This window comes from Nonomuraea marmarensis, assembly GCF_043197025.1.
GTDB classification, from domain to species: Bacteria; Actinomycetota; Actinomycetes; order Streptosporangiales; family Streptosporangiaceae; genus Nonomuraea; species Nonomuraea marmarensis.
The window spans coordinates 1-26,567 of the sequence record NZ_JBICRM010000042.1 but is presented as its reverse complement, the minus strand read 5'-3'; the positions used below and the strand labels follow the sequence as shown (position 1 = coordinate 26,567).

At 73.0% G+C, this 26,567-nt stretch carries 22 protein-coding genes; 17 read left to right on the top strand and 5 right to left on the bottom strand.

Translation table 11 applies throughout. From position 1 onward, the window contains the following. Nucleotide 1: 1 nt before the first annotated feature. Genes ACFLIM_RS43155 through ACFLIM_RS43085 form a run of 15 tightly spaced genes read left to right on the top strand, consistent with a single transcriptional unit; the run spans nt 2 to nt 14,837 of the window. A complete protein-coding gene (locus tag ACFLIM_RS43155) occupies nt 2-2,272 on the top strand; it encodes a beta-ketoacyl synthase N-terminal-like domain-containing protein (protein ID WP_393175325.1) in 2,271 nt (756 codons plus the stop codon). Continuing rightward, a complete protein-coding gene (locus tag ACFLIM_RS43150) occupies nt 2,269-2,997 on the top strand; it encodes a nitroreductase family protein (protein WP_393175323.1) in 729 nt (242 codons plus the stop codon). Before ACFLIM_RS43155 ends, ACFLIM_RS43150 begins: the two co-directional genes overlap by 4 nt. Continuing rightward, nucleotides 2,994-4,241, top strand: a complete 1,248-nt coding sequence (locus ACFLIM_RS43145; protein WP_393175321.1) for an FAD-dependent oxidoreductase — start codon at nt 2,994-2,996, stop codon at nt 4,239-4,241. Before ACFLIM_RS43150 ends, ACFLIM_RS43145 begins: the two co-directional genes overlap by 4 nt. Continuing rightward, entirely contained in the window at nt 4,238-5,107 is an 870-nt protein-coding gene (locus ACFLIM_RS43140; protein WP_393175319.1) for an alpha/beta fold hydrolase, read from the top strand. The genes ACFLIM_RS43145 and ACFLIM_RS43140 overlap by 4 nt, the downstream gene beginning before the upstream one ends. Nucleotides 5,108-5,136: 29 nt before the next feature. After that, entirely contained in the window at nt 5,137-6,042 is a 906-nt protein-coding gene (locus ACFLIM_RS43135) for an ACP S-malonyltransferase (protein ID WP_393175317.1), read from the top strand. After that, nucleotides 6,039-6,524, top strand: coding sequence for a phosphopantetheinyl transferase (locus tag ACFLIM_RS43130; protein WP_393175315.1), 486 nt, complete (start codon nt 6,039-6,041; stop codon nt 6,522-6,524). The genes ACFLIM_RS43135 and ACFLIM_RS43130 overlap by 4 nt, the downstream gene beginning before the upstream one ends. Before the next feature lie 2 nt (nt 6,525-6,526). Then, nucleotides 6,527-7,375 carry an ester cyclase gene (locus ACFLIM_RS43125; RefSeq protein ID WP_393175313.1) on the top strand — a complete coding sequence of 283 codons (849 nt, stop codon included), beginning with the start codon at nt 6,527-6,529 and terminating at the stop codon, nt 7,373-7,375. A gap of 54 nt (nt 7,376-7,429) precedes the next feature. Next, entirely contained in the window at nt 7,430-8,212 is a 783-nt protein-coding gene (locus tag ACFLIM_RS43120) for an alpha/beta fold hydrolase (RefSeq protein WP_393175311.1), read from the top strand. Beyond that, a complete protein-coding gene (locus tag ACFLIM_RS43115; protein ID WP_393175309.1) occupies nt 8,209-8,676 on the top strand; it encodes a hypothetical protein in 468 nt (155 codons plus the stop codon). Before ACFLIM_RS43120 ends, ACFLIM_RS43115 begins: the two co-directional genes overlap by 4 nt. Continuing rightward, a complete protein-coding gene (locus tag ACFLIM_RS43110; protein WP_393175307.1) occupies nt 8,673-9,683 on the top strand; it encodes a right-handed parallel beta-helix repeat-containing protein in 1,011 nt (336 codons plus the stop codon). Before ACFLIM_RS43115 ends, ACFLIM_RS43110 begins: the two co-directional genes overlap by 4 nt. Then, nucleotides 9,680-10,618, top strand: a complete 939-nt coding sequence (locus ACFLIM_RS43105) for an ABC transporter ATP-binding protein (protein ID WP_393175305.1) — start codon at nt 9,680-9,682, stop codon at nt 10,616-10,618. The genes ACFLIM_RS43110 and ACFLIM_RS43105 overlap by 4 nt, the downstream gene beginning before the upstream one ends. Nucleotides 10,619-10,620: 2 nt before the next feature. Then, complete coding sequence (locus tag ACFLIM_RS43100; protein WP_393175303.1) at nt 10,621-11,799, top strand: ABC transporter permease; 1,179 nt, start codon at nt 10,621-10,623, stop codon at nt 11,797-11,799. After that, the gene (locus ACFLIM_RS43095) at nt 11,796-12,941 is read left to right on the top strand and encodes an ABC transporter permease (RefSeq protein ID WP_393175301.1); all 1,146 of its coding nucleotides are present in this window, start codon (nt 11,796-11,798) and stop codon (nt 12,939-12,941) included. Before ACFLIM_RS43100 ends, ACFLIM_RS43095 begins: the two co-directional genes overlap by 4 nt. Before the next feature lie 16 nt (nt 12,942-12,957). Beyond that, complete coding sequence (gene rfbA / locus ACFLIM_RS43090) at nt 12,958-13,836, top strand: glucose-1-phosphate thymidylyltransferase RfbA (protein WP_393175299.1); 879 nt, start codon at nt 12,958-12,960, stop codon at nt 13,834-13,836. Nucleotides 13,837-13,850: 14 nt separating this feature from the next. Next, nucleotides 13,851-14,837: a hypothetical protein gene (locus ACFLIM_RS43085; protein ID WP_393175297.1), complete on the top strand. Its 987-nt coding sequence runs from the start codon at nt 13,851-13,853 to the stop codon at nt 14,835-14,837. Between the two features lie 38 nt (nt 14,838-14,875). Here the strand turns inward: ACFLIM_RS43085 and ACFLIM_RS43080 are convergent, their stop codons facing one another. The 3 genes from ACFLIM_RS43080 to ACFLIM_RS43070 are packed head-to-tail and all read right to left on the bottom strand — an operon-like array spanning nt 14,876 to nt 18,568. Next, nucleotides 14,876-16,039 carry a cysteine desulfurase family protein gene (locus ACFLIM_RS43080; RefSeq protein ID WP_393175295.1) on the bottom strand — a complete coding sequence of 388 codons (1,164 nt, stop codon included), beginning with the start codon at nt 16,037-16,039 and terminating at the stop codon, nt 14,876-14,878. 4 nt (nt 16,040-16,043) lie between these two features. Further along, complete coding sequence (locus tag ACFLIM_RS43075; RefSeq protein ID WP_393175293.1) at nt 16,044-16,934, bottom strand: hypothetical protein; 891 nt, start codon at nt 16,932-16,934, stop codon at nt 16,044-16,046. A 2-nt stretch (nt 16,935-16,936) separates the two neighbouring features. Beyond that, a complete protein-coding gene (locus ACFLIM_RS43070; RefSeq protein ID WP_393175291.1) occupies nt 16,937-18,568 on the bottom strand; it encodes a condensation domain-containing protein in 1,632 nt (543 codons plus the stop codon). A 193-nt stretch (nt 18,569-18,761) separates the two neighbouring features. Here ACFLIM_RS43070 and ACFLIM_RS43065 point away from each other — a divergent pair, with 193 nt between their 5' ends. Next, complete coding sequence (locus ACFLIM_RS43065; RefSeq protein ID WP_393175289.1) at nt 18,762-19,013, top strand: phosphopantetheine-binding protein; 252 nt, start codon at nt 18,762-18,764, stop codon at nt 19,011-19,013. Between the two features lie 48 nt (nt 19,014-19,061). Here ACFLIM_RS43065 and ACFLIM_RS43060 read toward each other — a convergent pair whose 3' ends face one another. Together ACFLIM_RS43060 and ACFLIM_RS43055 are read right to left on the bottom strand one after the other, a co-directional pair. Beyond that, complete coding sequence (locus ACFLIM_RS43060; protein WP_393175287.1) at nt 19,062-20,585, bottom strand: amino acid adenylation domain-containing protein; 1,524 nt, start codon at nt 20,583-20,585, stop codon at nt 19,062-19,064. 26 nt (nt 20,586-20,611) lie between these two features. Then, nucleotides 20,612-21,976: a condensation domain-containing protein gene (locus ACFLIM_RS43055; protein ID WP_393175285.1), complete on the bottom strand. Its 1,365-nt coding sequence runs from the start codon at nt 21,974-21,976 to the stop codon at nt 20,612-20,614. A 258-nt stretch (nt 21,977-22,234) separates the two neighbouring features. Between ACFLIM_RS43055 and ACFLIM_RS43050 the strand changes: the two genes are divergently transcribed. Next, a partial coding sequence (locus ACFLIM_RS43050; protein ID WP_393175283.1) for a beta-ketoacyl synthase N-terminal-like domain-containing protein occupies nt 22,235-26,567 on the top strand: 4,333 nt, incomplete at its 3' end.

Sequence of the window (26,567 nt, the reverse complement as noted above, 5' to 3'; positions counted from 1 at the left end):
CATGGCGCTGCGGCCCGTCGTGGTCACCGGCCTGGGCATCATCTGCGCGGCCGGACGCGACCTCGCCGAGTTCTGGAGCCGGCTCACCACCGCCCAGGGCGGACTCACCCCGATCGAGGACGAGGCGTTCGCCGTGTTCACCGCTCGGCACGCGGGCCAGGTGCCCGACGAGTGGATCGACGACCAGCTCCCGCCCTCGGACGCCCACTACGACCGTACGGCCAAGCTCGCCCTTGTCGCCGCCCGCCAGGCGATCGAGCAGGCGGGGCTGACGGAGGGCGGGCCCGGCCAGGAGCGGTTCGGGATCATCCTCGGCAAGTGCCAGGCGACCCCCGACGCCGTGGGCCGCTACCAGCCCATGCACCGCACGGGCGACGTGGTGGCGGGGCGGCTGGGCCTGCGCGGCCCGCGCATCCTGGTGTCCACCGCCTGCGCCGCCGGGGGCAACGCCGTCGGCCTGGCCAAGGACAAGATCCTCACCGGCGAGGCGGACGCGGTCCTGGCGGGAGGCGTCGATCCGCTGCTGTTCGGCACCTACGCGGGCTTCGCCGGGCTGCAGGCCCTGAGCACCGGCCCCTGCCGGCCCTACAGCCACTCCGACGGCCTCAACCTCGGCGAGGGCGCGGCGTTCCTGCTGCTGGAGCCGCTGGACCTGGCCCTGGCCAGAGGCGCCACCCCGCTGGCCGAGGTGGCGGGCTACGGCCTGTCCGCCGACGCCTACCACGCCACCGCTCCCGACCCCACCGGCCGCGGCGGGTCCAGCGCGGTACGGCGGGCGCTCGCCGACGCCGGTCTCACCCCCGGCGACGTCCACTACGTCAGCGGCCACGGCACCGGCACCCCCGCCAACGACGCCATGGAGGCCAAGGTCATGCGCCTGGTCTTCGGCGAGCGGGCCGGGCAGGTGCCCACCAGCAGCATCAAGTCCTTCGTCGGCCACACGCTGGGCGCGGCGGGCGCGGTGGAGGCGGTGGCCAGCGTGCTGGCGCTGCGCCACGGCACGGCCCCGCCCACGATCGGCTTCGACGACAAGACCGTGACGGACCTGGACTTCGTGCCGAACGAGGCCAGGCCGATGCCCATCGACACCGTCGTCTCCAACAACTACGCCTTCGGCGGCAACAACGTCTCGCTCGTGCTGACCCGGCCCCGCGGCCCCCGCCGGCACGAGGAGCTGCCCCGGCGCGAGGCCGTGATCACCGGCCTGGGCCCGGTGACCGGCGTCGGCACCGGGATCGCCGAGGTGAGCGAGGCCGTCGCCGCGGGCCGCCAGGCGCCCGGCCGGCCGCCGTCGCTGGACGGCCGGACGTTCGCCCCGCGCTCGTTGTGGCGGCACATGAACCACCTGTCCCGCATGGCCATCGCGGCCTCCCGGCTGGCCTGGGAGGACGCCGGGCTGAAGCTGCCCAGGAAGGCGCTGGACGACGTGGGCCTGGTGTTCGCCACCGGGGCCGGGTCGGCCGAGAGCACCGGCGGGTTCGACGAGAGCATCGCCGTCAACCCGAACAAACCGGCCGTGCTCAGCTTCTCGAACGTGGTGCTGAACGCCACCGGCGGCGCCGTCTGCCAGACCCTGGGCCTGCGCGGGCCGACCACCACGATCTGCAACGGCGGGGCGTCGGCCTCGATCGCCCTCGACTGCGCGCTGGAGATGATCTGGGCGGGCAAGGCGGAGGTGGTCGTGGTCGTCGCCGCCGACGAGACCGCCGCGCCCCAGCCGTCGTACGACGCGGACGAGACCCCCACGCCGGTGCCGTACGGCGAGGGGTCGGCCGAGCCCGTGCGGGGATCGGCCGCCGTGGCCTTCGTGATCGAGTCGGCCGAGCACTGCGCGGAGCGGGGCGGCAGGCCGTACGCACGGGTGGAGGGCACCCGGCACGCCGGCGGCGAGGGAGCCGAGCCGGTCAGGCGGAGCCTCGCGCTGCTCGACGGGCAGGCACCGGGGCTCGTGATCGGGACGGGGACCGGGCTGCCGGCGGACGGCGACGAGGTCGCCGCCGTGCTCGACAGGGCACCGGGGGCGCTGCTCACCAGCACCGCCGCACTGACCGGCGACTGCCAGGCGGCGACCGGCGCCATGAACATCGCCATGGGAGCGCTGGCCGTGCGGGAGCGGATCGCGCCCGCGCTGACCGGCCTCACCACCCCGCTCGCCGGAGACCTCGCCTCCTACGTGACCAAGCCGGACCTGTCCGGCCCGGTGCGCCACGCGCTGGCCCTGACCGCGGCGAACGGCTCCGTACGCGGCGCCGTGCTGCTGGGGGCGGTATGAGCGCCCCGCCCTTCGACGTCGCCGAGACCGACCGGCTGCTGACCACCACCCGGTCCGTACGCCGCCGCCTCGACCTGGAGCGGCCCGTCCCCCGGGAGGTCATCCAGGAGGCCCTGGAGGTCGCCGTCCAGGCGCCCACCGCCAACAACCACCAGAACTGGCGCTGGCTGGTGATCACCGAGACCGCCGCCAAGGCCAGGCTGGCCGAGCTGATCCGCTCGTCGTGGCAGTTCCACCTCAACGACATCTGGACCAGGGCGGGGCGGCGGCGCCACGACGCGCAGGCCCGCCGCAACCACGCCTCGGCGCAGGCGCTCACCGAGACCATCGCGACCGTGCCCGCACTGGTGATCCCGTGCGTGCTCGGCCGCCCGCCGGACATCGCGGCGATCAACGCCGCCTGGCGCGGCCGGATGGCCGACAAGGTCGACGAGGACCCCGGCCACCTCGTCCAGCACGGCGAGACGCGCGCCAGCATCTTCTACGGCTCGATCTTCCCGGCCATCTGGTCCTTCCAGCTCGCCCTGCGCAGCCGGGGCCTCGGCAGCACCATCACCTGCCTGCACGTGCCCCACGAACGCGAGGTGGGGCGGCTGCTCGGGATTCCCTCCGGGGTCACGCAGGTGTGCATGATCCCGGTCGCGTACACGGTGGGCACCGACTTCCGCCCCGCCGACCGCTACAGCGCCAAGGAGCGCACCTACTGGGAGAGGTGGGGGACGTGACCCAACGACCGGAACAGCCCGACGTCGTCATCGTCGGCGGCGGCATCTCGGGCGCGTCGGCGGCCTGCAAACTGGTCGCCGGCGGGCTCTCGGTGGTGCTGCTGGAGAAGCAGGACGGCTACAAGGACCTGGTACGCGGCGAGTGGCTGGCGCCCTGGGGGATCAGGGAGGCCCAGCGGCTGGGCGTCTACGACTGCTTCTCGGCCGGGGGCGGCTGGGAGATCCGGGAGTGGATGACCTGGGACGAGTCCGTCAGCGACGACGAGGTCGAGGCGGTGGACATGACCAGGTTCATCCCCGGCATCGGCGGCCCGCTGTCCTTCCCGCACCACAGCGTGTGCGAGCTGATGGCCGAGCAGGCCGTGGCCGGCGGCGCGCAGCTGGTGATGGACGCCTCCAAGATCGGCGTCGTACCCGGTCGCCGGCCGGTGGTGACGTACTGGACCCCCGAGGGTGCGCACGAGCTGCGGCCCCGCATCGTGCTCGGCGCGACCGGCCGGGGCTGCACGGTCGGCCGCCAGGTCGGCGTCACCATGAGCAACTCCATGCACCACTGGGGCGGCGGCATGATGGTCGAGGGCCTGGACGACTGGCCGCAGGACGTGCAGGCCATGGGCACCGAGGGCGACGTCATGTTCATGGTCTTCCCCCAGGGGTACGGCCGCGCCCGCCTCTACCTGAACTTCCCCACCGTGAACAAGCACCGCTACCGGGGACCGGGCGGCGTCGAGCGGTTCCTGGCCGCGTTCGAGCTCAACTGCCTGCCCGACCGGGGCAAGGCGGTCACCCAGGCCGTTCCCGCCGGGCCGCTGTCGGTGTGGCCGTCGGTGTCCAGCGTCCCGGAGGGGCCGCCGCTGACCGAGGGCGTGGTGCTGATCGGCGACGAGGCGGGCAACGCCGACACCGTGCTCGGCACCGGCCTGTCCTGCGCGATGCGCGACGCCAGGACCGTCTGCGACATCCTGCTGGCCTCCGGCGACTGGTCGCCCGAGGCGTTCACCCCCTACGTGGAGGAGCGGGACTTCCGCCTGGAGCGGCTGGACTTCGGCGCCTCCATCGTGAGCAGGCTGCACGTCGAGTTCGGTCCCGCCGCGCTGGAACGCCGGCGCCGGGTGCGCAGGCTGATGGCGAAGAACTTCGCCGCGCAGGTGACCGGGCTGCTCAACATGGTCGCCCCCGAGGACGTACCGGAGTTCGGCTTCAGCGAGTTCTTCGCTGAGCGGCTGTTCAGGGAGACAGCATGACCGAGAAGAAGACCACGCGCGTCAACGACGTGGACCTGGCCTACGTGGACGAGGGCGAGGGCGATGCCGTCGTCCTGCTGCACGGCTTCCCCGACTCCTCCTACCTGTGGCGGCACCAGATCCCCGCCCTCGTCGAGGGCGGCTTCCGGGTCATCGCGCCGGACCTGCGCGGCTTCGGCGACTCCGGCAAGCCGCAGGAGGTCGAGGCGTACGGCATGCAGACCATCGTCAACGACATCGTGGCCCTCACCATCAAGCTCGGCGTCAAGCGGCCGCACGTGGTGGGCCACGACTGGGGAGCGGCCATCGCCTGGATGTACGCCTTCCTCATGCCCCGCAGGATCGACCACCTGGCCGTGTTATCGGTCGGCCACCCCGGCGTGTTCGCCACGCCCTCGCTGGAGCAGCGGGCGGCCTCGTGGTACATGCTCTTCTACCAGTTCCCCGGCGTGAGCGAGGAGCTGCTGCGCCGCAACGGCTGGCGGCTGTTCAAAGAGATCATGGGGCGGGACGGCGACCACGACCGTTACCTGCGCGACCTGGCCAGGCCGGGCGCGCTGACCGCCGGGCTGAACTGGTACCGGGCCAACCGTTCGCCCGCCGCCGAGCTGCGCCCGGCGCGGCCCTTCCCGCCCGTGCTCGCCCCGACGCTCGGCATCTGGGGGAGCGGGGACAAGGCGCTGCTGGAGGAGGGCATGGCCGGCTCCGGCAAGTTCGTCAAGGGCCCCTGGCGGTACGAGCGGGTCGAGGACGCCGGTCACTGGCTGCCACTCGACGCCCCCGACCAGGTCAACAAGCTGCTGCTCGGCTTCCTCGGCACGGAGCGGCCCGCGCACGAGGAACGGCGACCGCGGCGCCGGTTGTAGCCGGCCGCCGCGAAGGGAGTGGACGTTTGATGCTCGGCTATCTCTTTCCAGGACAGGGGACCGTCCGCGTCGGGATGGGCGCGTGGTTGCGCCGCAGGCCCGTCGCCAGGGAGCGGCTCGACCAGGTCGACACGCTGCTTTCGCGGCCGATCTCCCCGCTGTGCGCCCGAGGGCCCATCGACCGGCTGGTCGCCACCGAGCACGCCCAGGTGGCGGTGACGGCCTGCAACCTCGCGGCGCTGGCCGTACTGGAGGAGGAGGGCTACGAGGCCGCCATGGTGGCCGGGCACAGCGTGGGCGAGCTGAGCGCGCTGCACGCGGCCGGCGTACTGGACCTGGCCGAGACCGTCCGGCTGGTCGAGACGCGCTCGCGGCTCATGGCCGGCGTCGGCGTGACGGGCGGCATGCGTGCGGTGATGGGCCTGCCGATCGAACGGGTGGAGGAACTGGCCGCGGCCGCCTCCGCCCCCGGCGAGCCGGTCGTGGTGGGATTGGAGAACGCGCCAGGCCACGTGGTGGTCTCGGGAGCGCTGCCCGCGCTCGACCGGCTGACGTCGCTCGCTACTGACGCCACCAAGATCGTGCCGCTCCAGGTCGGCAACGCCTTCCACTCGCCGCTGATGGCCGCCGCCGTGCCGGACTGGGCGGAGGCGGTACGCAGCGCGCCGATGCGGGAGCCGCGCGTACCCGTCGTCCCCAACGTCACCGGCGAGCCCACCACCGACCTGGCCATGCTGCGGGAGGCCCTGATCGCCCAGCTCACCGGCCGGGTGTTGTGGACCCGCACGGTCACCGCGATCGAGGCGAGCGCCCCCGGTGTGGAGGTGGGCGACAGCAAGGTCCTCACCGGGCTGTCACGCCGCGCCGAGGCCCGCTGCCTGAGCATGTCCGACCCCGGCACCCTGCGCCGCCTGGCCAGGGCGGTGGCCGCGTGAACCGCTGGGGCAGCGCCGTGGTCGGCTACGCGGGGCTCACCCGGCCGCAGGACCTGCTCGGCGAGGCGCCGCTGGAGGAGGTCTTCACGCGGGCCGAGCGGATGAGGTCCGCCGGCGGGCGCACCCTGCAGCACTGGGCGGGACGGCTGGCGGGCAAGCACGCGGTGCTGCGCCTGCTCGGCCTGCCGCCCACCGCCGAGCGGCTCGGCCAGGTGGAGGTGTTGTCGCAGCCCACCCCCGCCTGCCGGGGCGGCGCGGCCTGCCTCGACGGGCACCCGCCGGCCGTGCGCCTGAACGGCGAGCTGTCCGAACTGGCGGGCTCCGGCGAGCAGATCCGGATCTCGCTCAGCCACACGGGTGAGCGCGCCCTCGCCGTGGCGCTCCGCTCAGCGCAACTGCCGGAGGACTCGGCGCGGCTGCCGGAGGACCTGGTGCGGTTGCCGAAGGACTCCGTGCGGTTGCCGGAAGACGAGGACAGGTGACGATGGACGCCAGGAAGCTCGCGGAGGACCACCTGCAGGCGTGGCGCGACGGCGATCCCGGCGCGGTCGCCGCTACGGCCGTCACCTACTCCGATCCCGACACCGGTGGCGTGCTCGAGGGCCCGGCGTTGACCGCGCACGCGGCCGCGGTGCTGGCCCGGTTCAGAAACCTGCGCTTCGAGGTGGACCGGGTGGTCGGCGACCAGGACGCGGCCGTCGTCTCCTGGACGCTCAGGGCCGATCACCGCGACGCCTACCTGGGCATGCCCGCCACCGGCGGCGCGATCACCGTGAGCGGCACCGACCTGGTGACCGTCGACGGGAACGGCGCGCACGTGCGGCGCGGATTCGACCGGCTGGCGCTGGCCGAGGCGCTCGGCTACACGGCCAGGTTCGTGCCCGGGGCCGACGAGGCCCGCGAGTTCGGCGTCAGCGCCAGGGCCGCCACCGGCCGCACCGAGCGCCCCGGCGCGCTCGTCCTGACCTGGCTGGAGGTCCGCGACGACGCCGAGGCCGCCGACGTGGACCTGCTCAGCGTGGAGATCGTCAAGTCGCTGCGCGCCGCCCGCGGCTTCCTCGGCGTGACCACCTTCGACATCGGCGACCGCAAGTTCACCCTGAGCGCCTTCGACCGGCCCGAGTCGGTGCGCGCCATCCACGCCCGGCCGCACCAGCGGGCCATGCGCCGCTTCTTCAAGGGCGGCCTGTGCACCCGCGTCCACACCAGCGTCTGGCATCCCGTCACCGCGCGCGACTTCGCCCGCTGTCCCGACTGCTCGGCGGTCGTGGCGGTGGGCACGGACGCGGCCTGCGGCTGCGGCTGGACACCGGACGCCGCCTCCACCCTGTGACCGCCGCCTGCAACCACCCCCCGTGATCGTCCCCACCGAGCAACTGGAGACTTGATGATGGAATTCACCGCCGAGCACCTGCCCGGCGACGGCAGGCCGGCCGTGGTGTTCATGTCCGCGCTGTTCGCCGGTGGCTGGATCTGGGACCACCCCTTCCACCGGCTGGCGGCCGACAGGTGGCCGGTGCTCCGTACGAACGAGCCGATCTGCGCCCTGGACCGCCAGGTGGCCGGGTCGATCGAACGGCTCGGTGACGCGCTGCTGCTGGCCTGCGACGAGGCAGGGGTGACGGACGCCATCGTGTGCGCCAACTCGCTCGGCGGCCTGGTGGCCATCGACCTGGCGGGCCGCCGTCCCGACCGGGTGCGCGGGATCGTGGTGAGCGGCGCCCCCGGCCTGACCGCCGACCCCGACGTGGGGCTGAGCTTCGATCGGCGGGGGAGCGTGCGGCCGTTCGGCGACGACTTCGGCGAGCGCATGGTGGCCGCCCTGTTCCACAGCGGACGCAGCCACTTCTCCCCCGAGCGGATGGCCGAGGCCGGTGCCCTGCTGCAGCGCCCGGAGTCCATGGTGAGCATGGCCCGCAGCATCAAGGCCACCCGCAGGTACCAGGTCAAGCCGGCGCTGGACCGGGTCCAGTGCCCGTCCTTGTACGTCTGGGGCCGCCACGACCGCATGACCCCGGTCGACTCCTGGCTGGAGCTGCTGGCCGCGTACCCGGACAACGAGGTGCTGGTCGTCGAGGACAGCGGCCACATCCCCATGGTCGAGTGCGCCGAGCGGTACACCGCGGCCCTGGAGCCCTTCGTCACCCGCTGCGCCGGAGCGCTCACATGAGCGCGCCCGCTGTCCTCATGGGTGTGGACATCGTGGACACCGACCGGCTCGCCAGGGCGGCGGCCCGCGGCGGCGAGGTGTTCACCCGCCACCTCACCACCCCCGCCGAGCGGGAGCTCGGGCCGGGCGTGGCCGCCTTCTCCGTCAAAGAGAGCCTGATCAAAGCGGTGGGGCTGCGTCCGCCCGGCTTCACCTGGCACGACTTCGAGGCCGTGGCGGCCCCGCCGGACGGCTGGCCCGCCCGCCTGCTGGAGGAGGCGGCAGGAGAGCTGAGCGCCTCCACCGGCCTGTCCCTGACCGGAGGCGCGACCTACGCCGTCCGCGGCGCCAGCGCGCGGGCCGCCCTCGAACGGCTCCGCCCGGGTGCGGGCACGGCGGCGGGTGCCGCCAGGTGGGGGGAGGGCGACGGGTTGTTCGTGTCGCTGGCGATCGTCTACGCCGAGGAAGAGGGGATCCCGTCATGATGAGATCGGTCGCGCCCGGAGAGTCGATTCAGCGGGCGCTGGACGAGGCCGGGCCGGGCGCCCGGATCGTGCTGGCCGAGGGCGTCTACGCCGAGAGCGTCTGGATCAGGCACTCAGGCGTGACCTTGACCGGCGCGGGCCTCGGCAGGACCGTCCTGGTTCCCGGCGACGGCGTGCCGCCCGACGTGCCCAGCCTGCACGACGCGACGGCCGACGTGGTCAGCGGCGTGACCGTGTACGGCCAGGCCGTGTCGGACGTCCGCGTCGAGGGACTGACGGTGCGGGGCTTCTCCGGCGCGGGCGTGTACGCCCACTCGGTCGACCGCGTCACCCTCCACGAGGTGGCGGCCGAGGACAACGGGGTCTGGGGCGTCTACCTGCGCGAGTCCACCGCCTGCCGGGTGACCGGTTGCCGCGCCCGCGGCAGCCAGTACGGCGGCGCCGCCCTCAGCTTCTGCCCCCTGTCCGACCACCTGGTCGCCGGCAACGAGACCCACGACAACGCCTTCGGCGTCTTCATCGACAACTCCTCCGGCGTCAGGGCCGTCCGCAACACCTGCCACGGCAACGCGATCGGCATGATGCTGCTCAACCAGGTCTACGACGGCGAGCCCGACGGCGGCGTCACCGACTGCCTCATAGCGGGCAACGACCTGCACGGCAACGGGCTGGCCAGCGGCGCCGAGCCCGACGGGCTGGGCGCGGCGGGGCCGCCGATCTCGGGCGTCGGCCTCGCGCTGATCGGCACGCACCGGGTGGTTGTCGTGGACAACCACATCCACGACAACCACCCCAGCGGCGAGTCGGTCATGGGCGCCGCCTTCGTCATGAGCTCCTCCCAGGGGTGGGGCGGCGACGACGCCCTGGACAACCACGTGTCGTGGAACCGCGTCCACGGCAACACCCCCCTGGACTACCTCCTCGGAGTGGACCTGGAACGCCAGCACTTCGCCGCCAACACCGCCGACAAGGGCGACCCGTCGGACGCGCGGGGATGGCGGCTATGACGGCCACGCTCTCCTGCCGGGGACTGAGCAAACGGTACGGCGATCTCGTCGCCGTCCAGGACGTCGGCTTCGCCATCGCCCCCGGCCAGGCGTACGGGCTGCTCGGCCCCAACGGCGCGGGCAAGACCACCACGATCTCCATGCTGGTGGGCCTGCTGCGCCCGGACGCGGGCAGCGTCACCGTCGGCGGCGTGGACCTGGCCGCCGACCCGATGCGCGCCAAGGCCAAGATCGGCTACGTCCCCCAGGAGATCGCCCTCTACCCCGACCTGACCGGCCGCGAGAACCTGCGCTTCTTCGGCCGCCTCTTCGGCCTGCCCCGCCGCGAGGTGGCCGGCCGGATCGAGGAGGTGCTCGACCTGGTCGGCCTCGCGGGCCGCGCCGACAGCAAGCTCACCACGTACTCGGGCGGGATGCGGCGGCGCATCAACATCGGCGCGGCGCTCCTGCACCGGCCCGAGGTGCTGATCCTGGACGAGCCCACCGTGGGCGTGGACCCGCAGAGCCGCAAGGCCATTCTCGACGGCGTCGAACGCCTGGTCGAGGAGGGGATGGCGCTGCTGTACACCTCCCACTACATGGAGGAGGTCGAGCGCGTCTGCGACCGCGTGGCGATCATCGACCACGGCCGGATCATCGCCGACGGCACCTGCGACGAGCTGATCTCCCTGGTCGGCAGCGCCGACAAGGTCGAGTTGTCGCTCGACGGCGACGTGGAGAGCGCCCTGGCCAAGCTCCGCACGGTCGAGGGCGTCATCGAGGCGGCCAGGACCGGCGCCACGTCCCTCCGGCTGATCACCGAGGGCGGCAGGTACCTGCTGCCCTCGCTCATCACCGCCGTGGAGGGGTGCGCCACCGTGACGGCCACCCAGGTCATCGAGCCCGACCTGGAGGCCACATTCCTGCACCTCACCGGCAGCACCTTGAGGGACTGACCATGTGGAGAGCACTCGTCACGGTGAGCGCGCTGGAACTGCGCACCCGGCTGCGCGACGGCACCGCCCTGGTCATCGCGCTGATCGTCCCGGTGACGCTGGCCACGCTGTTCAGCCTGGCCCTCGGCGGGGACGACCCGCCGCTGCGGGCGACGGTGGGGTTCGTGGACCTGGACGGCGGCGAGTTCCCGGCCGGCGTGCGCCGCGAGGTGCTGGCCTCGGAGGAACTGCGGGGCAGCGTGACGCTGCGCGACCTGTCCAGCAGGGAGCAGGCGGCGCGGGCTCTGGAGGCCGACGAGATCGGCTCGGCGATCGTCTTCCCGGCCGGGTTCAGCCGCAGCGTGGGGGACGGTAAGGGGGGCGACGTGGCCGTTCTGACCTCGCCCAGGTCTCCCCTGGCGGGCGTGGTGGCCAGGGCCGTCGTGGACCGGATCTCGGCCCTGGTGGACGCCAGGACGCTGGCGGTACGGGCCGTGCTGCTCGCCGGAACGCCCGGCGACGAGGTCAAGGAACTGGTGGAGCGCAACGGCGCCGCCGGGCCCGCGCTGGCGCTGGCCGACGACCCGCTGTCCGGCGGCAAGGTGGACCTTTCGGTCTACTACGGCTCCGGCATGGCGGCGCTGTTCGCCTTCTTCGTGGTCGGCGCCTCATTCCGGGGCCTGCTCACCGAACGCAAGCTCGGCACGCTCGACCGGATGCGCGCCGGGCCGCTGGCCGTCTGGGTGCCGTTCGCCGGCAAGGCGGTCGTGGGCTTCACGCTGGCGCTCGTCAGCGTCTGCGTCACCTGGGCGGCCTCCCTCCTCGTCTCCGGCGCGACCTGGGGCGACCCCCTGGCGGTCTTCGTGGTGCTGCTGGCGCACGTGCTGGCCGCGACGGCGATCACCATGCTGGTGGCCAGCCGGGTCAGGACCGACGCCCAGGCCGACGGCGTGATCATGGTGGTCTCGTTCGTGATGGCCTTCCTCGGCGGCAGCCTCGTACCGATGCACAGCCTGCCCGGCGTGCTGCAGGCCGCCGCGCTGCTCACCCCGAACGGATGGACCTCGACGGCCCTGACCGAGCTGGCCGGCTCCGGCGCGGGCCTGGCCGCGGTGGCCGGGCCGATCGCCGTCCTGTGCGCGATCGCGCTGGTCACGGGCGGGCTGGCCGTGCTCGGGCTGAAGAAGGGAATGTTGTTGTGACCGCGAGTCCTCGGCCCGTCCTGGCGCTGGTGGCCGCCAACCTGCGGCGGCACACCCGCGACCGGGTCGGCCTGTTCTTCATGGTGGTCATGCCGTTCGTCTCCATCGTCTTCGTCGGGATGGCCATCGGGAACGTCACGGACCGGCTGCCCGTCGGCGTGGTCGCCCACGGCTCCGACCCCGTCACCACCGCCCTGCTGGCCGAGCTGCGCCGCCGCCCCGACCTGGAGATCACCCCGGTGGACTCGGCGGCGGAGCTGCGCTCGGGCGTGCGGGCGGGCTCGATGGCCGCCGGGCTGGTGATCCCGCCGGGCTCCACCCGGCTCGAACTCGTCATGACCCAGACCAACGGCAGCGGCCTGGCCGCCCGCAGCGCCATCGACGTCGCGGTGGGCCGGGTGGCCGCCGTCCAGGAGGCCACCAGGGCGGCCACGACGGCCGGCGCCACCCCGGCCCAGGCCGCCGAGTTCGTACGCCGTGCGCAGGCGGAGTCGGGCCGGGTCGCCGTGGCCGACTCGGCCGCCGCCACCGCCGATCCCCGCGGCTTCGCCTACACCGCCCCCGCCAATCTGCTGCTGTTCACCTTCATCAACTCCATGGCCGTGGCCGCCGCCCTGGTCGAGAGCCGCCGGCTCGGCATGCTCCAGCGCGCGCTCACCGCCCCCGTACGCCGCCGGTCGGTGCTGCTCGGCGAGGCGCTGAGCCGCTTCCTCGTGGCGCTCGCCCAGGCCGTGCTGATCGTGGTGGTCAGCGCGCTGTTGTTCGGCGTCTCGTGGGGCGACCCGCTCGGGGTGGCGGCCGTCGTGGTGGTGTTCTCGCTGGTGGCCACCGGCGCCGCGCTGCTGGTCGGCACGCTGCTGCGCTCGCCCGACCAGGCCCCCGCGATCGGCCCACCGCTCGGCGTGGTCCTGGGCATGTTCGGCGGCTGCCTGTGGCCGCGCGAGTCGTCGGGCGAGGTCATCAACGCCATCGGTCATTTCTTCCCGCACGCCTGGGGGATGGACGCGCTGCTGACGCTGGCCCAGCCCGGCACCGGCCTCGTCGCGGTCCTGCCCCAGCTCGCCGTGCTGGCCGGGATGGCCGTCCTGCTGCTGGGCGCGGCGCTGGCCCTGTTCAGCCGCCGCGCACTGACCGCCATCTAGAAAGGACGGGTTCGCGATGAAGGGCATCCTGCTCGCCGGAGGGAGAGGCACCCGGCTGCTGCCCACCACGCTGGCGGTCTCCAAGCAGCTCCTGCCGGTCAACGACAAGCCGCTGGTCTACTTCCCCCTGTCAGTGCTGATGCTGGCGGGCATCACCGACATCCTGCTGATCACTACGCCCGAGGACCGTCCCCAGCTGCAGCGGCTGCTGGGCGACGGCTCCCATCTCGGCCTGCGCATCTCCTACGCCGAGCAGCCCGAGCCGAACGGCATCGCCGCGGCCCTGCTGATCGGCGCCGAGCACATCGGCGACGAGCCGGTCGCGCTCGTCCTCGGCGACAACGTCTTCCACGGCTACAACTTCCAGGAGCTGCTCCGGCAGGCGTGCCGCGACGTGGACGGCTGCGTGCTGTTCGGCTACCCGGTCAGCGACCCGCACCGGTACGGCATCGCCGAGGCAGACGTCGACGGACGGCTGCTGTCCATCGAGGAGAAGCCCGCCTCCCCCCGGTCCAACCTGGCCCTCGTCGGCCTCTACCTCTACGACGGCGACGCCGTCGACATCGCCAAGAACCTCACTCCCTCGGCCCGCGGCGAGCTGGAGATCACCGACGTCAACCGCGCCTACCTGGAACGCGGCAGGGCGAAGATGGTCCACCTCGGCCGCGGCTTCGCCTGGCTGGACGCGGGGACGCCGGAGTCCCTGCTGCAGGCCGGTCAGTACGTCCAGCTCCTCGAACAGCGGCAGGGCGTCCGGATCGCCTGCCTGGAGGAGATCGCCCTGCGCATGGGCTACATCGACGCCGAGGACTGCCACCGGCTCGGCGTCGCACTGGGGAATTCCGCCTACGGCCAGTACGTGATTTCGGTGGCCGAGCAGTTCCGGAACAAATAGCAGGAGGCACGACCATGACGTTGACGACGTCGTTCACGGGCAGGCCGCCCGCCGGCGAGGACCATGTGACGCACGTGTACCGCTACGCCGCCCGCAAGGGCGCGATCGAGGCGATCGAGGTGGCGGCGGCGGATCTCGGAATCGGGCCGGGCGATTTACGGGAGGCGGTGCGGTACCTGGTCGAGAGCCGCCTGCTGCGGCCGGACGAAGGTGTGGGCGAGCGGTATGTGCCGGTCGATCCAGAATTGGCCGCCGCTTCGCTCGTTTCCACGGTGGAGCGGGAGATCTACCGGCGCCGGGAGTTGATCGACCAGATCCGCGAGCGGATCGGCCTGTTCGAGCCCCGCCAGGGCGACGGCTCGGCCCGCAGCACCGTGGAGTACCTGGCGGGAACCATGGAGGTGCGCGGCTTCCTGAAGACGGCCTCCGACGCCTGCCGCGACGAGGTGCTGGTGCTGCACGCGGGCGGCGTGGTCGAGGACCTGTCGGAGACCTACATCGCCCTGGTGGGCAGGGGAGTGACCGTCCGCATCATCTGCCAGCACCGCAACCGGGCCGACGTGGCCACGTGGATGCGGATGAAGCGGCTGACCGACGCGGGCGCGGTGATCTACACGGTCAGCCACGTGCCCAGGTCGGCGATCGTCTTCGACCGGTCGCTGGTCGTGCTGTTCGGCGTGGCGGACGAGGAGGACAACGTCGCCCGCGTGCACAACCAGGGCATCGCCCAGTTCTTCCTGGACCTGTTCAACCATCTGTGGGAGATGGCCACGCCGCTGGAGGGCATCGACTTCGGCTACGCGGGTGTGGCCGAGGACCTCCAGCAGTCCATCGCCGCGCTGATGGCCAAGGGCTACACCGACGAGGTGGTGGCCAGGAAGCTGGGCATGTCGGTGCGGAGTTGCCGCAGGCACATCGCCACGATGATGCGCGACCTCGACGCGACCAGCCGCTTCCAGGCCGGCGTCCAGGCGGCCAGGACGTTCCTCAAGACCGGCTGAGAGGCCGGCTGAGTATCGTTCCTGGCCGCGTGTCACCCTCAGCCCTGGCCGGGCGTCGCGACCGCCACGCCGGCCAGGGCGCGGGCCCGCTCGACGACCAGCTCGACGCCGAGCACCAGGTCCTCGAAGGCCATCCCCGGGTCCAGGCAGATCCGGACCGAGCTGTTGGCGTCCTCGGCCGGGACGCCGATGGCGGTCAGCACGTAGGAGGGCTCCTGGGAGCCGGAGTTGCACGCCGACCCGGTGGACACCGCCACCGACCGCAGGCTGGAGACCAGGCTCTCGCCCCGTACGCCGGGCAGCACCACGTTCAGCACGTGCGGCACGCTCGCGTCGGGGTCGCCGTTGACGCGCAGGCCCGGTATCCCGGTCGCCAGGATGTCCAGCGCCGTGGCGCGCAGCTCGCGGACCCGCCGCCACTCGGCGTCCAGCCGCCGCACGGCCAGCTCGCACGCCTTGCCCAGCCCCACCACGAGGTGGGCAGGGATCGTCCCGCTGCGCAGCGCGTGCTGGCCGCCGCCGAACATCACCGGCCGCAGCCGGTGGCGGATCTCCGGCCGTACGTACAGCGCGCCGACGCCCTTCGGGCCATGGATCTTGTGTGCCGAGACGGACAGCGTGTCGATCTCCGCCTCCCGTACCGCGATCGGGATGCGCCCGGCGGCCTGGGCGGCGTCCACGTGCAGCATGGCCCCCACCGCGTGGCAGAGCGCCGCCATCGCGCGCACCGGCTGCACGGTGCCGATCTCGCTGTTGACCCAGGCGGCCGTGGCCACCCGGGTGTTCAGGTCGAGCCCCCCGGCGAGGTCGTCCAGGTCCACCTGGCCGCTCGGGCGTACCCGCGCGGTCCTGACCTCGACGCCGCGGGCGGCCAGCGCCTGCCCGACGGCCAGCGAGGACTTGTGGTCGGTGGGGCAGAAGAACCCGTTGACCGGGGCGCGGTCGTCGTGGCCGAACATTCCGAGCAGCGCGATGTTGTTGCTCTCGGTCGCGCCCGAGGTGAACACGACGGAGCCGGGGTCGGCGCCGATGAGACGGGCCACGGACTCCGTCGCCTCGTCCACCGCGCGCCTGGCCCGCTTGCCCAGGACGTGCGGGGAGGAGGGGTTGCCGTACTCCTCGCGCAGGAACGGCAGCATGGCCTCGAGCACCTCGTCGTCCACACGGGTGGTGGCGCAGCCGTCCAGGTAGATGACCTTCATCGGGTCACCGCCGGAACGTGCTGACGGTGACGAGGTTGCCGTAGATCTCCTCGGGGGACATCTCGCCGCTGCCGCCGGGATCGGCGACCACCACCCGCATGCCGGGCAGGTCGTACAGGCTGAGGGCGATGTCCACGCCGGTCTCCACCGGCATCAGGCACTCTCCGGGCGCGAAGATCAGCAGGTTGGTGTACCCGGCGCGGTGCACCTCGGAGACCATCTCGGTGATCTCGCCGGCGCAGCCGGTGATGCCGCAGCTGATCAGCGTGCGGTAGTTGCCGTCGGCGTCCAGGAAGCTCACCTCGGTGTCCCGCGGGCCCGAGTCGAGGTAGCGCTTCTCCAGCCGCCCGGCCTTGACGAACCTGTCGGCGGCCTTCTGGAAGCGGTACTTCAGCCAGGTCTCGGGGAAGGCGAGCGGGTGTTTCCTGCTCGGCAGGACGCTCTCCTGCGACAGCCCGGCCTCGCGCAGCACCTTCTCGTACGAGACGGGCAGCGCGCCGAAGTCCGCCAGGAACTCCGCGCGCAGCTCGCTCGCCGGGCGGTCCGCGGTCGGCACGTACTGCCAGTCGTTGATCAGCAGCAGCAGCCGGACGTCCGCGCCCGCCGCCGCGTACTCCTGGAGCAGCTCGGCCGACATCCGCCAGGTGTAGCCGGGGAAGACGCCCACGCGGCCGGCGATGCGGCTGCGCATGGTCTCGTCCTGCTGCTCCTCCATGACCCCGGGCGTCAGCCGCCCGGACGACGGGTCCTCGAACAGCATGAAGTGGCCACCCATGATGACCAGGTTGCCGAGGTCGGCGCCGGGCAGTTCGCGGGCGATCGCCTGGCGCAGCTCCTGCTCCGAGGCGACTAAACGGCGGCTCTTGGCCACCTGGCCGGTGAGGGCGTGGTTCATGTTCACTCCGTGTTGCTAGGGATCTGGGTGGACGGTGTCCGCGGGCCGGGAGCCAGCCGAGCGGCCAGCGCCCCCAACGGCGTGGGACCGGTGAGCTGGTGGAGGGTCAGACCACCCCAGCCGCGCCTGCCCAGTTCGGCCAGCACCTGCGGGACGCGCAGGGCCTGGCCTCCAGCGAGGGTGTAACTGTCCGAAGGGTCGATGTGGGCGAGGCTGTTGGCGCGCCGCACGGCCTCGATCAGCGCCTGTACGGCCTCGCCGGATGGAACGGCGGATATGACGGGCGCCGGAGGCAGCGGAGGCGTGGCGCGCGGCGCGAACGGGGACAGCCGGGCCGCCTCGGTGATCCGCAGGTCGGCCGCGGGGTCGTCGTGCGCGAGCACCAGGGCCTCCATGCCGCGCAGGAACCGCTCGACGGCCGCGGCGTCCATGACCGAGGAAGCGGCGTGCAGCGAGAGGGAGACGGCGTCGCGCCACTCGTCGACGCGCAGGTAGGTGTCCAGCCCGCAGTGCGCCCAGGAGCCGGGCACCGGGTTCCAGGTGAAGGCGGTGCGCCGGCCGCCGTACTCCTCGGTGCGCTGCTTGATGAAGTTGACCTCCGAGCCCAGCCGCACCTCCCCGCCACGCCTGGACCCCTCGCGCGAGACCGTCTCGACGACCTTGTCGTAGGGCAGGTAGGAGTGCTCCTTGGCCCGATCGAAGGTCTCCGACACCCGCCCCAGCAACTCGCCGAACGCCGGGTCGTCCGCGCAGTCCACCCGGACGAGCATCGGGGAGAACATGCAGGTCATCACGTCCGGGTACGGATGCGACTCGCGGTTGCTGACGAACGTGAGGAACCCCACGGACTCCTGCCCGGTGTAGAGCGCCATCATGGCCGTGTACGCGGCGAAGTGCACCAGCGACGGCCACACGCCGTATCGGCCCGCCACGCGCCGCCCGGTGTCCAGCAGCGCGGGCGAGATCAGCGTCGCGTGCCTGGCCGCCGGCTCCCGCGCCGGCCCGCGCCGCAGCGCGAACGGGTCGCGCGGCAGCCGCGCCACCTCCTCCTGCCAGTACGCCATGGCCCGCGTCGCCACGATCGCCGCGTCGGCGGACGCCTCGTGGCGGGCCAGGTCCGACGGCTGGTGGCGCACCGGGGGCAGCGCGGCGGGGCGGCGGGAGACGAATCCGAGCGCCTGCGTCCGCAGCTCCCGTCTGAGCTTCCCCACCGTCCAGACGTCCACGGCCAGGTGGTTGAGCACCAGCACGCACTGCTTCGGCACGCCACCCGTGGTGATCAGACAGGCCCGGATCGGCCACTCCCCGGCCAGGTCGAACGGCCGGCGGCTGAGCTCCTCGAGCACCTCCGCGGGGCCGGCGGTGCCGTCCCGCTCCGTGGTGACCTCGCTCACCGGCAGCGCGCGCGGCGGGTCCACCCGCTGCTCGGGCTCGGGTTCGAGATGATACGTCGTACGCAGGACCTCGTGGCGCCGGGCGAGATAGGTGAGCATCGCCCGGCACTGGGCCGCCGTGACCCCGGCGGGCACCTCGAAGCGCAGCACCACGTGCGTCTCGTGCTGGTGCGCGGGCGGCAGCTGATGCACGCGCAGCCACATGTAGCGCTGCCCCCAGCACAGGCTCGCGGATTTCATCTGGCATTCACCCCAGCGGATTTCGCGATATCCGAATACAATGAGAATTGGCCTTTCCCGCGCGCGGGACAACGGGTGTTCAATGGCCGGTTCGGCACGGGACAACCTGTCAGCGGGGGTGGCTTGACCGGTGGCCGTGATTTTCGGCAGCCTCTTTCCCAAAGGGATGATTCCGTGAGATGGGGGCATCGCCATGCTGGATATACCTGACGGTTTCGCCAGCCTTTTGCGCGCGCATTTGCCGTACGCGGACGCCGGGGCGCTGGCCGCCCACGACGAGTTGGGCGCGCTCGGGCTCGACTCGATGGGGGTCGTGCGGCTGCTGGTGGACGTCGAGGACGCGTACGGGGTCGAGCTGCCCGACGAGCTGCTGAACGAGGCCACCTTCGCCACGGTCGGCTCACTCTGGCAGACGCTGTCCGCCGCCTGGCCCCCGCTGCGCTGAGACCCGACGCGCCCGGCGTCGCGTTCCCGCGGGGCCGGGCGCGGCGCGTCAGCCGTGTAGCGCCGTGGCGGTGGCGCGCCGGTCGATCTTGCCGTTGGGGTTCAGCGGCAGCTCGTCCAGCAGGGTGACCGAGCGCGGCACCATGTACCCGGGCAGCACCTCCGCGACCCCCTTGACCAGCGCCACCGGATCCAGGCCCGCACCCGTGCAGGCGGCCTCGAGCCCCAGCTCCCCGTCCTCGCCCGGCACCGCCAGCACGACCGCCTCGTGCACGCCCGGCCGGCCCCGCAGGGCGGCCTCGACCTCGCCCAGCTCCACCCGATGGCCCGAGATCTTGACCTGCTGGTCCAGGCGGCCCAAGTGGACCAGTAGCCCGTCACGCCAGGCCACCCGGTCCCCGGTCCGATACCACAACTCCGGCGCCACGGTGGCGTCCGTCTGCGCGGGGGTCGCCACCACGCCGTCGAAGGACACGAACCGCTCCGCGTTCACCTCGGGGTCGGTGTACCCGGGAAAGCGCTGCACGCCGCGCAGGCACAACTCGCCCTCCGCGGCGGGCCGCCCGTTCCCGTCCAGCACCAGGTGTTCCACCCCGGGGTACGGCAGGCCGATCGGCACCGTGCCGTTGGCCGTCTCGGGCCATCGGGCCAGGTCGGCGGGCAGGCGGTACTCGGTGCAGCTGATGGTCAGCTCCGTCGGGCCGTACAGGTTCTCCAGGACGCCGCCCGGCGCGGCGGCCCGCCACGCCTGCGCCTGCCGCAGCGTCAGCGGCTCCCCGCAGAACAGGCTCCAGCGCAGCGACGGCATCGCGCCGGGCGTCAGCCTGCGCAGCCGCATGGCCACCGAGACCACCGAGGGCACGCTGAACCAGTGCGTCAGCCGCTCGCGGGCGACGAAGGCGACCGGCTTGAGCAGGTCGTACGCGCCCGGCACCACCAGCGTGGCCCCGCTGCCCCACGCGGCGAACATGTCGAACACCGACAGGTCGAAGGTCAGGTCGAAGGTCTGCGACAGGCGGCAGCCGGGGCCCAGCTCGTAGCGGGGGATCACGTGCGCCAGGTAGGCGTCCACGCTGCGGTGGCGCAGCGGCACGCCCTTCGGCACGCCGGTGGAGCCCGAGGTGAACAGCACGTAGGCCAGGTCGTCCAGCCCGGCGGCGAGCGTGTCGGGCACGCCGCGCGGCGAGGCGTCCAGCGTGTCCAGGCGCAGCGACAGCGTGGCGGCGGGCAGTATCGGTGGCCGGAGGGCCGCGTCGGCCAGGACGAGCTCGAGCCCGGCGGCCGCGGCCACCGCCCGGTTGCGGGCGTCCGGCGCGGCCGGGTTCAGCGGGACCGCGGTCGCGCCGAGCCGCTGGACGGCCAGGTAACCGGCGTAGGCGAGGACGCTGCGCGCCGCGTACAGGCCGACTCTGGCCGGCGGCCGGCCGCACGCGTCGGCGATCTCGGCGGCCAGCCGCCGGGAGAGCGCGTCGAGCTCGGCGTAGGTGTGGCGCTCGCCGCCCACCTCCAACGCGACCCGCTCGCCGTAGCGCGCGGCGGAGTCGGCGAACCACTGGTAAAGGGTGCGTTCCATGGCCTCTCCACGGGATGGCCCGGCCGCTAGCGCGGCGGTTCGGGCAGCTCGGGCGGGAACAGCGACGGCGGCGGCGTCGCGCCGCCCGCGCTCCACAGGTCCTTCAGCGCGCGTCCCGGATCGGTCACCGCCAGTTGCACGCCGGCCGCGAGAGTCCGCATGATGTCGGTCATCGCCTCGGCGGGCAGCACCTCGGGGTCGCCCAGCATCAACACGCTGGTACGACCGCCGCGCACCTCCACCCGCACCCGGAACGCCTGCCCGTACTGCTGGGCCAGCGGGGTCCACTCCAGCTCGGCCGGGCTGGGGTCGTGGGGGTCGCTGGGCCGGCGGTCCACCTGGATGTAGTTGATCCAGGCGCGGAACAGGTGGTTGACCCAGCAGTCGTGCCCCGGCCGCTCGCCCAGGCCGGCCGCCATGGCGGCGATCCGGTCGAAGTCGTAGCAGGAGTGCCGGTAGGCCTTGGCGCTGGCCCAGTGCAGGCGCTTGATGTGCTCGCCGAGCGTGGCGCGCATGTCCACGCCCGTGACGAACGGGATGAGCTGGTTCATCGTGCCCACGTTGTGCTGGTCCTCGGCGGCGAACCGGTTGGAGGACATCAGGCTCATCGTCACCCGGTCGGTGTCCAGGTGGCGGGCCAGGCCCGCGGCCACCAACGCCATCACCACCGCCGGAGCCGTCACCCCGTGCCGCTTCCCGGCCTCCGCCGCGAATCCGCCGAGGCTGCGCGAGCGCAGCGTCAGCTCCAGCCGGTTGCGCTTCACCTTGGCGGGCAGCGTGGGCAGCGCGTCCATCAGCCCCTCGTCCAGCACGCTGCGCCAGTAGCGTTCCGAGCTCTCCTGCCGGGGCCGCCAGGACTCCTCCCGCTGCCGCCGCGCCAGCTCGCGCGGGGCGGGCCCCATGGCCGGAACCGACCCCGGATCGGCCACCAGTGCCCTGAACTGGTCCTGCAGATGGTGGATCGACCACAGGTCGACGATGAGGTGCGAGAACGTCAGGCCCAGGTACATCGGCGCGCCCTCCGAGCTGATCAGCCTCCCGCGCCAGTTGAGGTCGCCGCTCATCGCGAACGGCTGCGCCAGCAGCTCCGCCCTGGTCAGCTCGTGCTCGGAGGGATCGGTGATCACCCGGTCGATCCGCTCGATCGGGAGCTCCACCGCCTCGTGGACGTGCTGCACCGGCTGCCCGCCGGCGCGGACGTGGTACGTGGTGCGCAGCGCCTCGTGGCGGTCCACGAGCTGCCGCAGCGCCCGCGTCACCCGCTCGCCGGAGAGCCCGCGCAGATCCCAGGTGCTCGGCAGGTTGGCCTCGGCCAGCCAGTCCTCCGGATACCGCTCCACTTCGCGCCAGCTGAAGAGCTGGCCGTGACTGAGAGGCGCCTCGACGGACATGTGATCTCCTCCGCAGCTTTCTCCGTCCGTCATTCTTCGCGGACGGGAACGCCCCGGGTCAAGACCGCGGCCGGTCGATGGCGGTGGCCACAAACGGTGGCAACTTTATGTCGGCGGCCCGGGCGTGTGCCGGCCCGGAAAAGAACCTTAAAGTCGCACTGACTAAGTAATAGCCGCGAACTCGCACGGCTGTCGAGTAATTCCGGATAAACCGTCGGCGTCGTATTGACGATCCCCGAGGCTTGAGGTGACGCATTGATGGCTGGTGAGTCGGCACAGCGGGCCGTGAACGACGAGCCGGTGGCCGTCGCCGTCGTCGGCATGGCGTGCCGGCTGCCGCGGGCCGCCGATCCCGGGCAGTTCTGGCAGCTGCTGCGCGAGGGCGTGGACGCGGTCACCGAGGCGCCCGAGGGGCGTGGGGCGTACGACACGGCGTACCGGCGGGGCGGATTCCTGCAGGACGTGGACGGCTTCGACGCGGCCTTCTTCGGCATCTCGCCCAACGAGGCCGCGGTGATGGACCCGCACCAGCGCCTGGTGCTCGAACTCGCCTGGGAGGCCCTGGAGAACGCCCGCGCCGTGCCTGCCGCACTGCGCGGCAGCGCCGCCGGCGTCTTCCTGGGCGCCATCTCCAACGACTACGCCGCGCTGCAGGACCGGCTCGGCGCCGGCGAGCTCGGCCGCCATGCCTACACCGGCGCCAACCGCGCGATGATCGCCAACCGCGTCTCGTACGTCCTCGGCCTGCGCGGCCCCAGCCTGACCCTGGACACGGGCCAGTCGTCGTCGCTCGTGGCCGTCTGGATGGCCGCCGAGAGCCTGCGCCGGGGCGAGCGCGACCTGGCCCTGGCCGGCGGTGCCAACCTGAACCTGCTGGCCGAGACCACCACCGCGATCGGCAACTTCGGCGCGCTGTCGCCCGACGGGCGTTGTCACGTCTTCGACCGCCGGGCCAACGGCTACGTGCGGGGCGAGGGCGGGGCGCTGGTGGTGCTCAAGCGGCTGGCGGACGCGCTGGCGGACGGCGACGCCGTACACGCGGTGATCCTGGGCGGGGCGGTCAACAACGACGGCGGCGGTGAAGGGCTGACGGTGCCCAGCTCGCGCGCCCAGCAGGAGGTCGTCACGCTCGCCTGCGCGAGCGCCGGGGTGCGGCCCGAGCAGGTGCGCTACGTCGAGCTGCACGGCACCGGTACCAAGGTGGGCGATCCGGTGGAGGCCGCGGCGCTTGGCGCCGCGTACGGCACCGCCCGCCCCGCCGCCGGCCCGCTGCTGGTGGGCTCGGTCAAGACCAACATCGGCCACCTGGAGGGCGCGGCGGGCATCGCCGGCCTGCTGAAGGTGGTGCTGTCACTCAAGCACCGCGAACTACCCGCCAGCCTGCACTTCGAGTCACCCCCTCCGGAGATCCCGCTGGAGGAACTGCGCCTGAGCGTCGTCCGGACGACCCAGGACTGGCCCGGCGACGATGGCCCGGCGGTGGCGGGGGTCAGCTCGTTCGGCATGGGCGGCACCAACTGCCACCTCATCCTCACGGAACCCCCGGAGCCCGCCGTTTCCTCAGGAGGCGGTTCCGGGGAAGCGCCGTGGGTGCTGTCGGCGCGGGCCGAAGGGGCGTTGCGGGAGCAGGCCGACCGGCTCCTGCCGCTGGCCGCCGATCCGGGGGTCGAGCCGGGGGAGGTGGCGCTGAGTCTGGTACGAAGCCGGACCGCGTTCGAGCGGCGTGCGCTGGTTCTCGCGCCGGACCGCGACACGCGACTGGCCGCGCTCCGCGCGCTGGCCGCCGGGCAACCGCACGACGCGCTGGTGACCGGGACCGCCACCGGCGGCGGGCACGCCTTCGTCTTCCCCGGGCAGGGCTCGCAGTGGCCGGGGATGGCCCGCGACCTGCTGGCCGCCTCGCCGGTGTTCGCCGGTCGCCTGGCCGAGTGCGCCGACGCGCTCGCGCCCTTCACCGGCTTCTCCCTCATGGACGTGCTCCACGAGCACCCCGGCGCCCCCGGCCTGGACCGTGTGGACGTCGTCCAGCCGGCGCTCTGGGCGGTCATGGTCGGCCTCGCCGAGCTGTGGCGGGCCCACGGCGTCGAACCCGGCGTGGTCGTCGGCCACTCCCAGGGCGAGATCGCCGCGGCCACCGTCGCCGGCGCCCTGTCCCTGTCGGACGCCGCCAGGGTCGTCGCCCTGCGCAGCCGCGCGATCGCGGGCATCGCCGGCCGCGGCGGCATGATGTCCGTCGCCGCCCCCCTCGACCTGGTGGAGCGGGCCATCGCGGCCGGGCCCGTCTCCGTGGCCGCCTTCAACGGGCCGCGCTCGGTCGTGGTCTCCGGGCCGCGCGAGGCGCTGTCCGAGCTGGCGGCCCGGCTGGCCGACCACCCCACCAAGATCCTCCCGGTCGACTACGCCTCCCACTCGCCCGAGGTGGAGCAGGTACGCGACGAGGTCCTGGCCGCGCTCGCTCCGATCAGACCGGTGAGCAGCGCGACGACGTTCGTCTCCACCCTCACCGGTGAGCCGATGGACACCGCCGGGCTCGACGCCGGCTACTGGTACCGCAGCCTGCGCCACCCCGTGCGGTTCGCGCAGGCCGTACAGGTGGCGCTCGACGGGCGCTGCGACCTGTTCGTCGAGTGCAGCCCGCATCCGGTGCTGGTGACCGGGGTGGAGGAGACGGCCGAGGCGGCCGGGCAAGAGGTGGCCGCGGTCGGCACGCTGTGCCGCAACGACGGCGGGCACGAGCGGCTGGTGCGGTCGCTCGCGCAGGCGTACGCCTGGGGGGCTCCGGTGGATTGGTCCGCCCTCTGCGGCGGGGACACGGCCCGGCTCGTCGATCTGCCCACGTACCCCTTCCAGCGCCGGCACCACGCCCTCACCGGAAAGCGGCGTCCGACGCCGGCCTCGGACCAGGTCAGACCGGGCCCTGCCGCGCCGGCGACCCCGGTGCGCTCCCGGGAGGACCTTCGCGAGCTGGTGTCGTCCACCGCCGCCCGGCTGCTCGGATACGAGGACGCGGCGGAGGTGGAGCCCGGCAGGACGTTCAAGGATCTGGGGCTGGAGTCGGCGGCCGCCGTCGAGCTGCGCGACCGGTTGCGTACGGCGACCGGGCTGCGGCTGCCGACCGGGCTGCTGTTCGACCACCCGACGCCCGACCGGCTGGCCGGCCACCTCCACGCCCTGCTGGCCGGCGCCGAGCCGGCGACGGCCGCCGTTGTTCCCGACGAGACCCCGGACGACGACCCGATCGTGGTGGTCGGCATGGGCTGCCGGTACCCGGGTGAGGTCGCCTCACCGGAGGACCTGTGGCGGCTGGTCAAGGGCGGTACGGACGCGATCGGAGAGTTCCCCGCGAACCGGGGGTGGGACCTCGACACGCTCTTCGCCACCGGCTCCGACCGTACGGGGACCAGCGACACCAGGTACGGCGGGTTCGTCTACGACGCGGACCTGTTCGACGCCGCGTTCTTCGGCATCAGCCCGCGCGAGGCGGCGGCCATGGACCCGCAGCAGCGGCTGCTGCTGGAGATCTGCTGGGAGGCCATGGAACGGGCCGGGATCGACCCCGCCGACGTGCGCGGCTCGGCCACCGGCGTGTTCGTGGGGGCCATGGCCCCCGACTACGGCCCCCGGCTGCACCAGTCCAGCGGCGCCGCCGACGGCCACCTGCTCACCGGCACCGCGCTCAGCGTCGTCTCCGGCCGCATCGCCTACACCCTGGGCCTGCGCGGACCGGCCATCACCTCGGACACGGCCTGCTCGTCCTCGCTGGTCTCGATCATGCTCGCGACGCAGGCGCTGCGGCGCGGGGAGTGCTCCATGGCGCTGGCGGGCGGCGTCACCGTGATGTCCAGCCCCGGCATGTTCGTAGAGTTCAGCAGGCAGGGCGGGCTGGCCGCCGACGGGCGGTGCAAGGCGTTCTCGGCCTCGGCCGACGGGACCGGGTGGGCCGAGGGCGCGGGCGTGCTGCTGCTGGAACGCCTCTCCGCCGCCCGCCGTCTCGGCCACCCCGTGCTGGCCGTGATCAGGGGCGGCGCGGTCAACCAGGACGGCGCCAGCAACGGGATGACGGCGCCCAGCGGCCAGGCGCAGCAGGAGGTCATCCAGCGCGCACTGGCCGACGCCGGGCTCACGGCCGGCGACCTGGACGTGGTGGAGGCGCACGGCACCGGCACCAGACTCGGCGACCCCATCGAAGCCGAGGCCATCATCGCCACCTACGGGCGGGGACGCCCGGCGGATCGGCCGCTCTGGCTCGGCTCGCTGAAGTCGAACATCGGTCATACGCAGGCGGCTGCGGGGGTGGCCGGCGTGATCAAGATGGTGATGGCGCTGCGGCATGGCGTGTTGCCTCGCACGTTGCATGTCACCGAGTCGACGCCGCATGTGGATTGGTCGGCGGGCTCTGTGCGCCTGCTGACTGATGCGGTGGAGTTGGCGGGGTCGGGTCCGGTGCGGGCGGGGGTCTCTTCGTTCGGGGTCAGTGGGACGAATGCGCACGTGATCGTGGAGAGTGCGCCGGAAGTGGATCCTGTGGCGTCGGTGGGGCTGCTGCCTGGTGCTGGGGTGCTGGTGTGGGTGGTGTCGGGCAAGAGTGCGG

Excerpts from the sequence above, each read along its gene's own strand:
- ACFLIM_RS43135 (WP_393175317.1), top strand. The coding sequence starts at position 5,137 with ATGCTCGGCTATCTCTTTCCAGGACAGGGGACCGTCCGCGTCGGGATG.
- rfbA (WP_393175299.1), top strand. The coding sequence starts at position 12,958 with ATGAAGGGCATCCTGCTCGCCGGAGGGAGAGGCACCCGGCTGCTGCCC.
- ACFLIM_RS43120 (WP_393175311.1), top strand. The coding sequence starts at position 7,430 with ATGATGGAATTCACCGCCGAGCACCTGCCCGGCGACGGCAGGCCGGCC.
- ACFLIM_RS43100 (WP_393175303.1), top strand. The coding sequence starts at position 10,621 with ATGTGGAGAGCACTCGTCACGGTGAGCGCGCTGGAACTGCGCACCCGG.
- ACFLIM_RS43140 (WP_393175319.1), top strand. The coding sequence starts at position 4,238 with ATGACCGAGAAGAAGACCACGCGCGTCAACGACGTGGACCTGGCCTAC.
- ACFLIM_RS43080 (WP_393175295.1), bottom strand. The coding sequence starts at position 16,039 with ATGAAGGTCATCTACCTGGACGGCTGCGCCACCACCCGTGTGGACGAC.
- ACFLIM_RS43155 (WP_393175325.1), top strand. The coding sequence starts at position 2 with ATGGCGCTGCGGCCCGTCGTGGTCACCGGCCTGGGCATCATCTGCGCG.
- ACFLIM_RS43115 (WP_393175309.1), top strand. The coding sequence starts at position 8,209 with ATGAGCGCGCCCGCTGTCCTCATGGGTGTGGACATCGTGGACACCGAC.
- ACFLIM_RS43075 (WP_393175293.1), bottom strand. The coding sequence starts at position 16,934 with ATGAACCACGCCCTCACCGGCCAGGTGGCCAAGAGCCGCCGTTTAGTC.
- ACFLIM_RS43105 (WP_393175305.1), top strand. The coding sequence starts at position 9,680 with ATGACGGCCACGCTCTCCTGCCGGGGACTGAGCAAACGGTACGGCGAT.
- ACFLIM_RS43055 (WP_393175285.1), bottom strand. The coding sequence starts at position 21,976 with ATGTCCGTCGAGGCGCCTCTCAGTCACGGCCAGCTCTTCAGCTGGCGC.
- ACFLIM_RS43150 (WP_393175323.1), top strand. The coding sequence starts at position 2,269 with ATGAGCGCCCCGCCCTTCGACGTCGCCGAGACCGACCGGCTGCTGACC.
- ACFLIM_RS43110 (WP_393175307.1), top strand. The coding sequence starts at position 8,673 with ATGATGAGATCGGTCGCGCCCGGAGAGTCGATTCAGCGGGCGCTGGAC.
- ACFLIM_RS43125 (WP_393175313.1), top strand. The coding sequence starts at position 6,527 with ATGGACGCCAGGAAGCTCGCGGAGGACCACCTGCAGGCGTGGCGCGAC.
- ACFLIM_RS43085 (WP_393175297.1), top strand. The coding sequence starts at position 13,851 with ATGACGTTGACGACGTCGTTCACGGGCAGGCCGCCCGCCGGCGAGGAC.
- ACFLIM_RS43070 (WP_393175291.1), bottom strand. The coding sequence starts at position 18,568 with ATGAAATCCGCGAGCCTGTGCTGGGGGCAGCGCTACATGTGGCTGCGC.
- ACFLIM_RS43060 (WP_393175287.1), bottom strand. The coding sequence starts at position 20,585 with ATGGAACGCACCCTTTACCAGTGGTTCGCCGACTCCGCCGCGCGCTAC.
- ACFLIM_RS43065 (WP_393175289.1), top strand. The coding sequence starts at position 18,762 with ATGCTGGATATACCTGACGGTTTCGCCAGCCTTTTGCGCGCGCATTTG.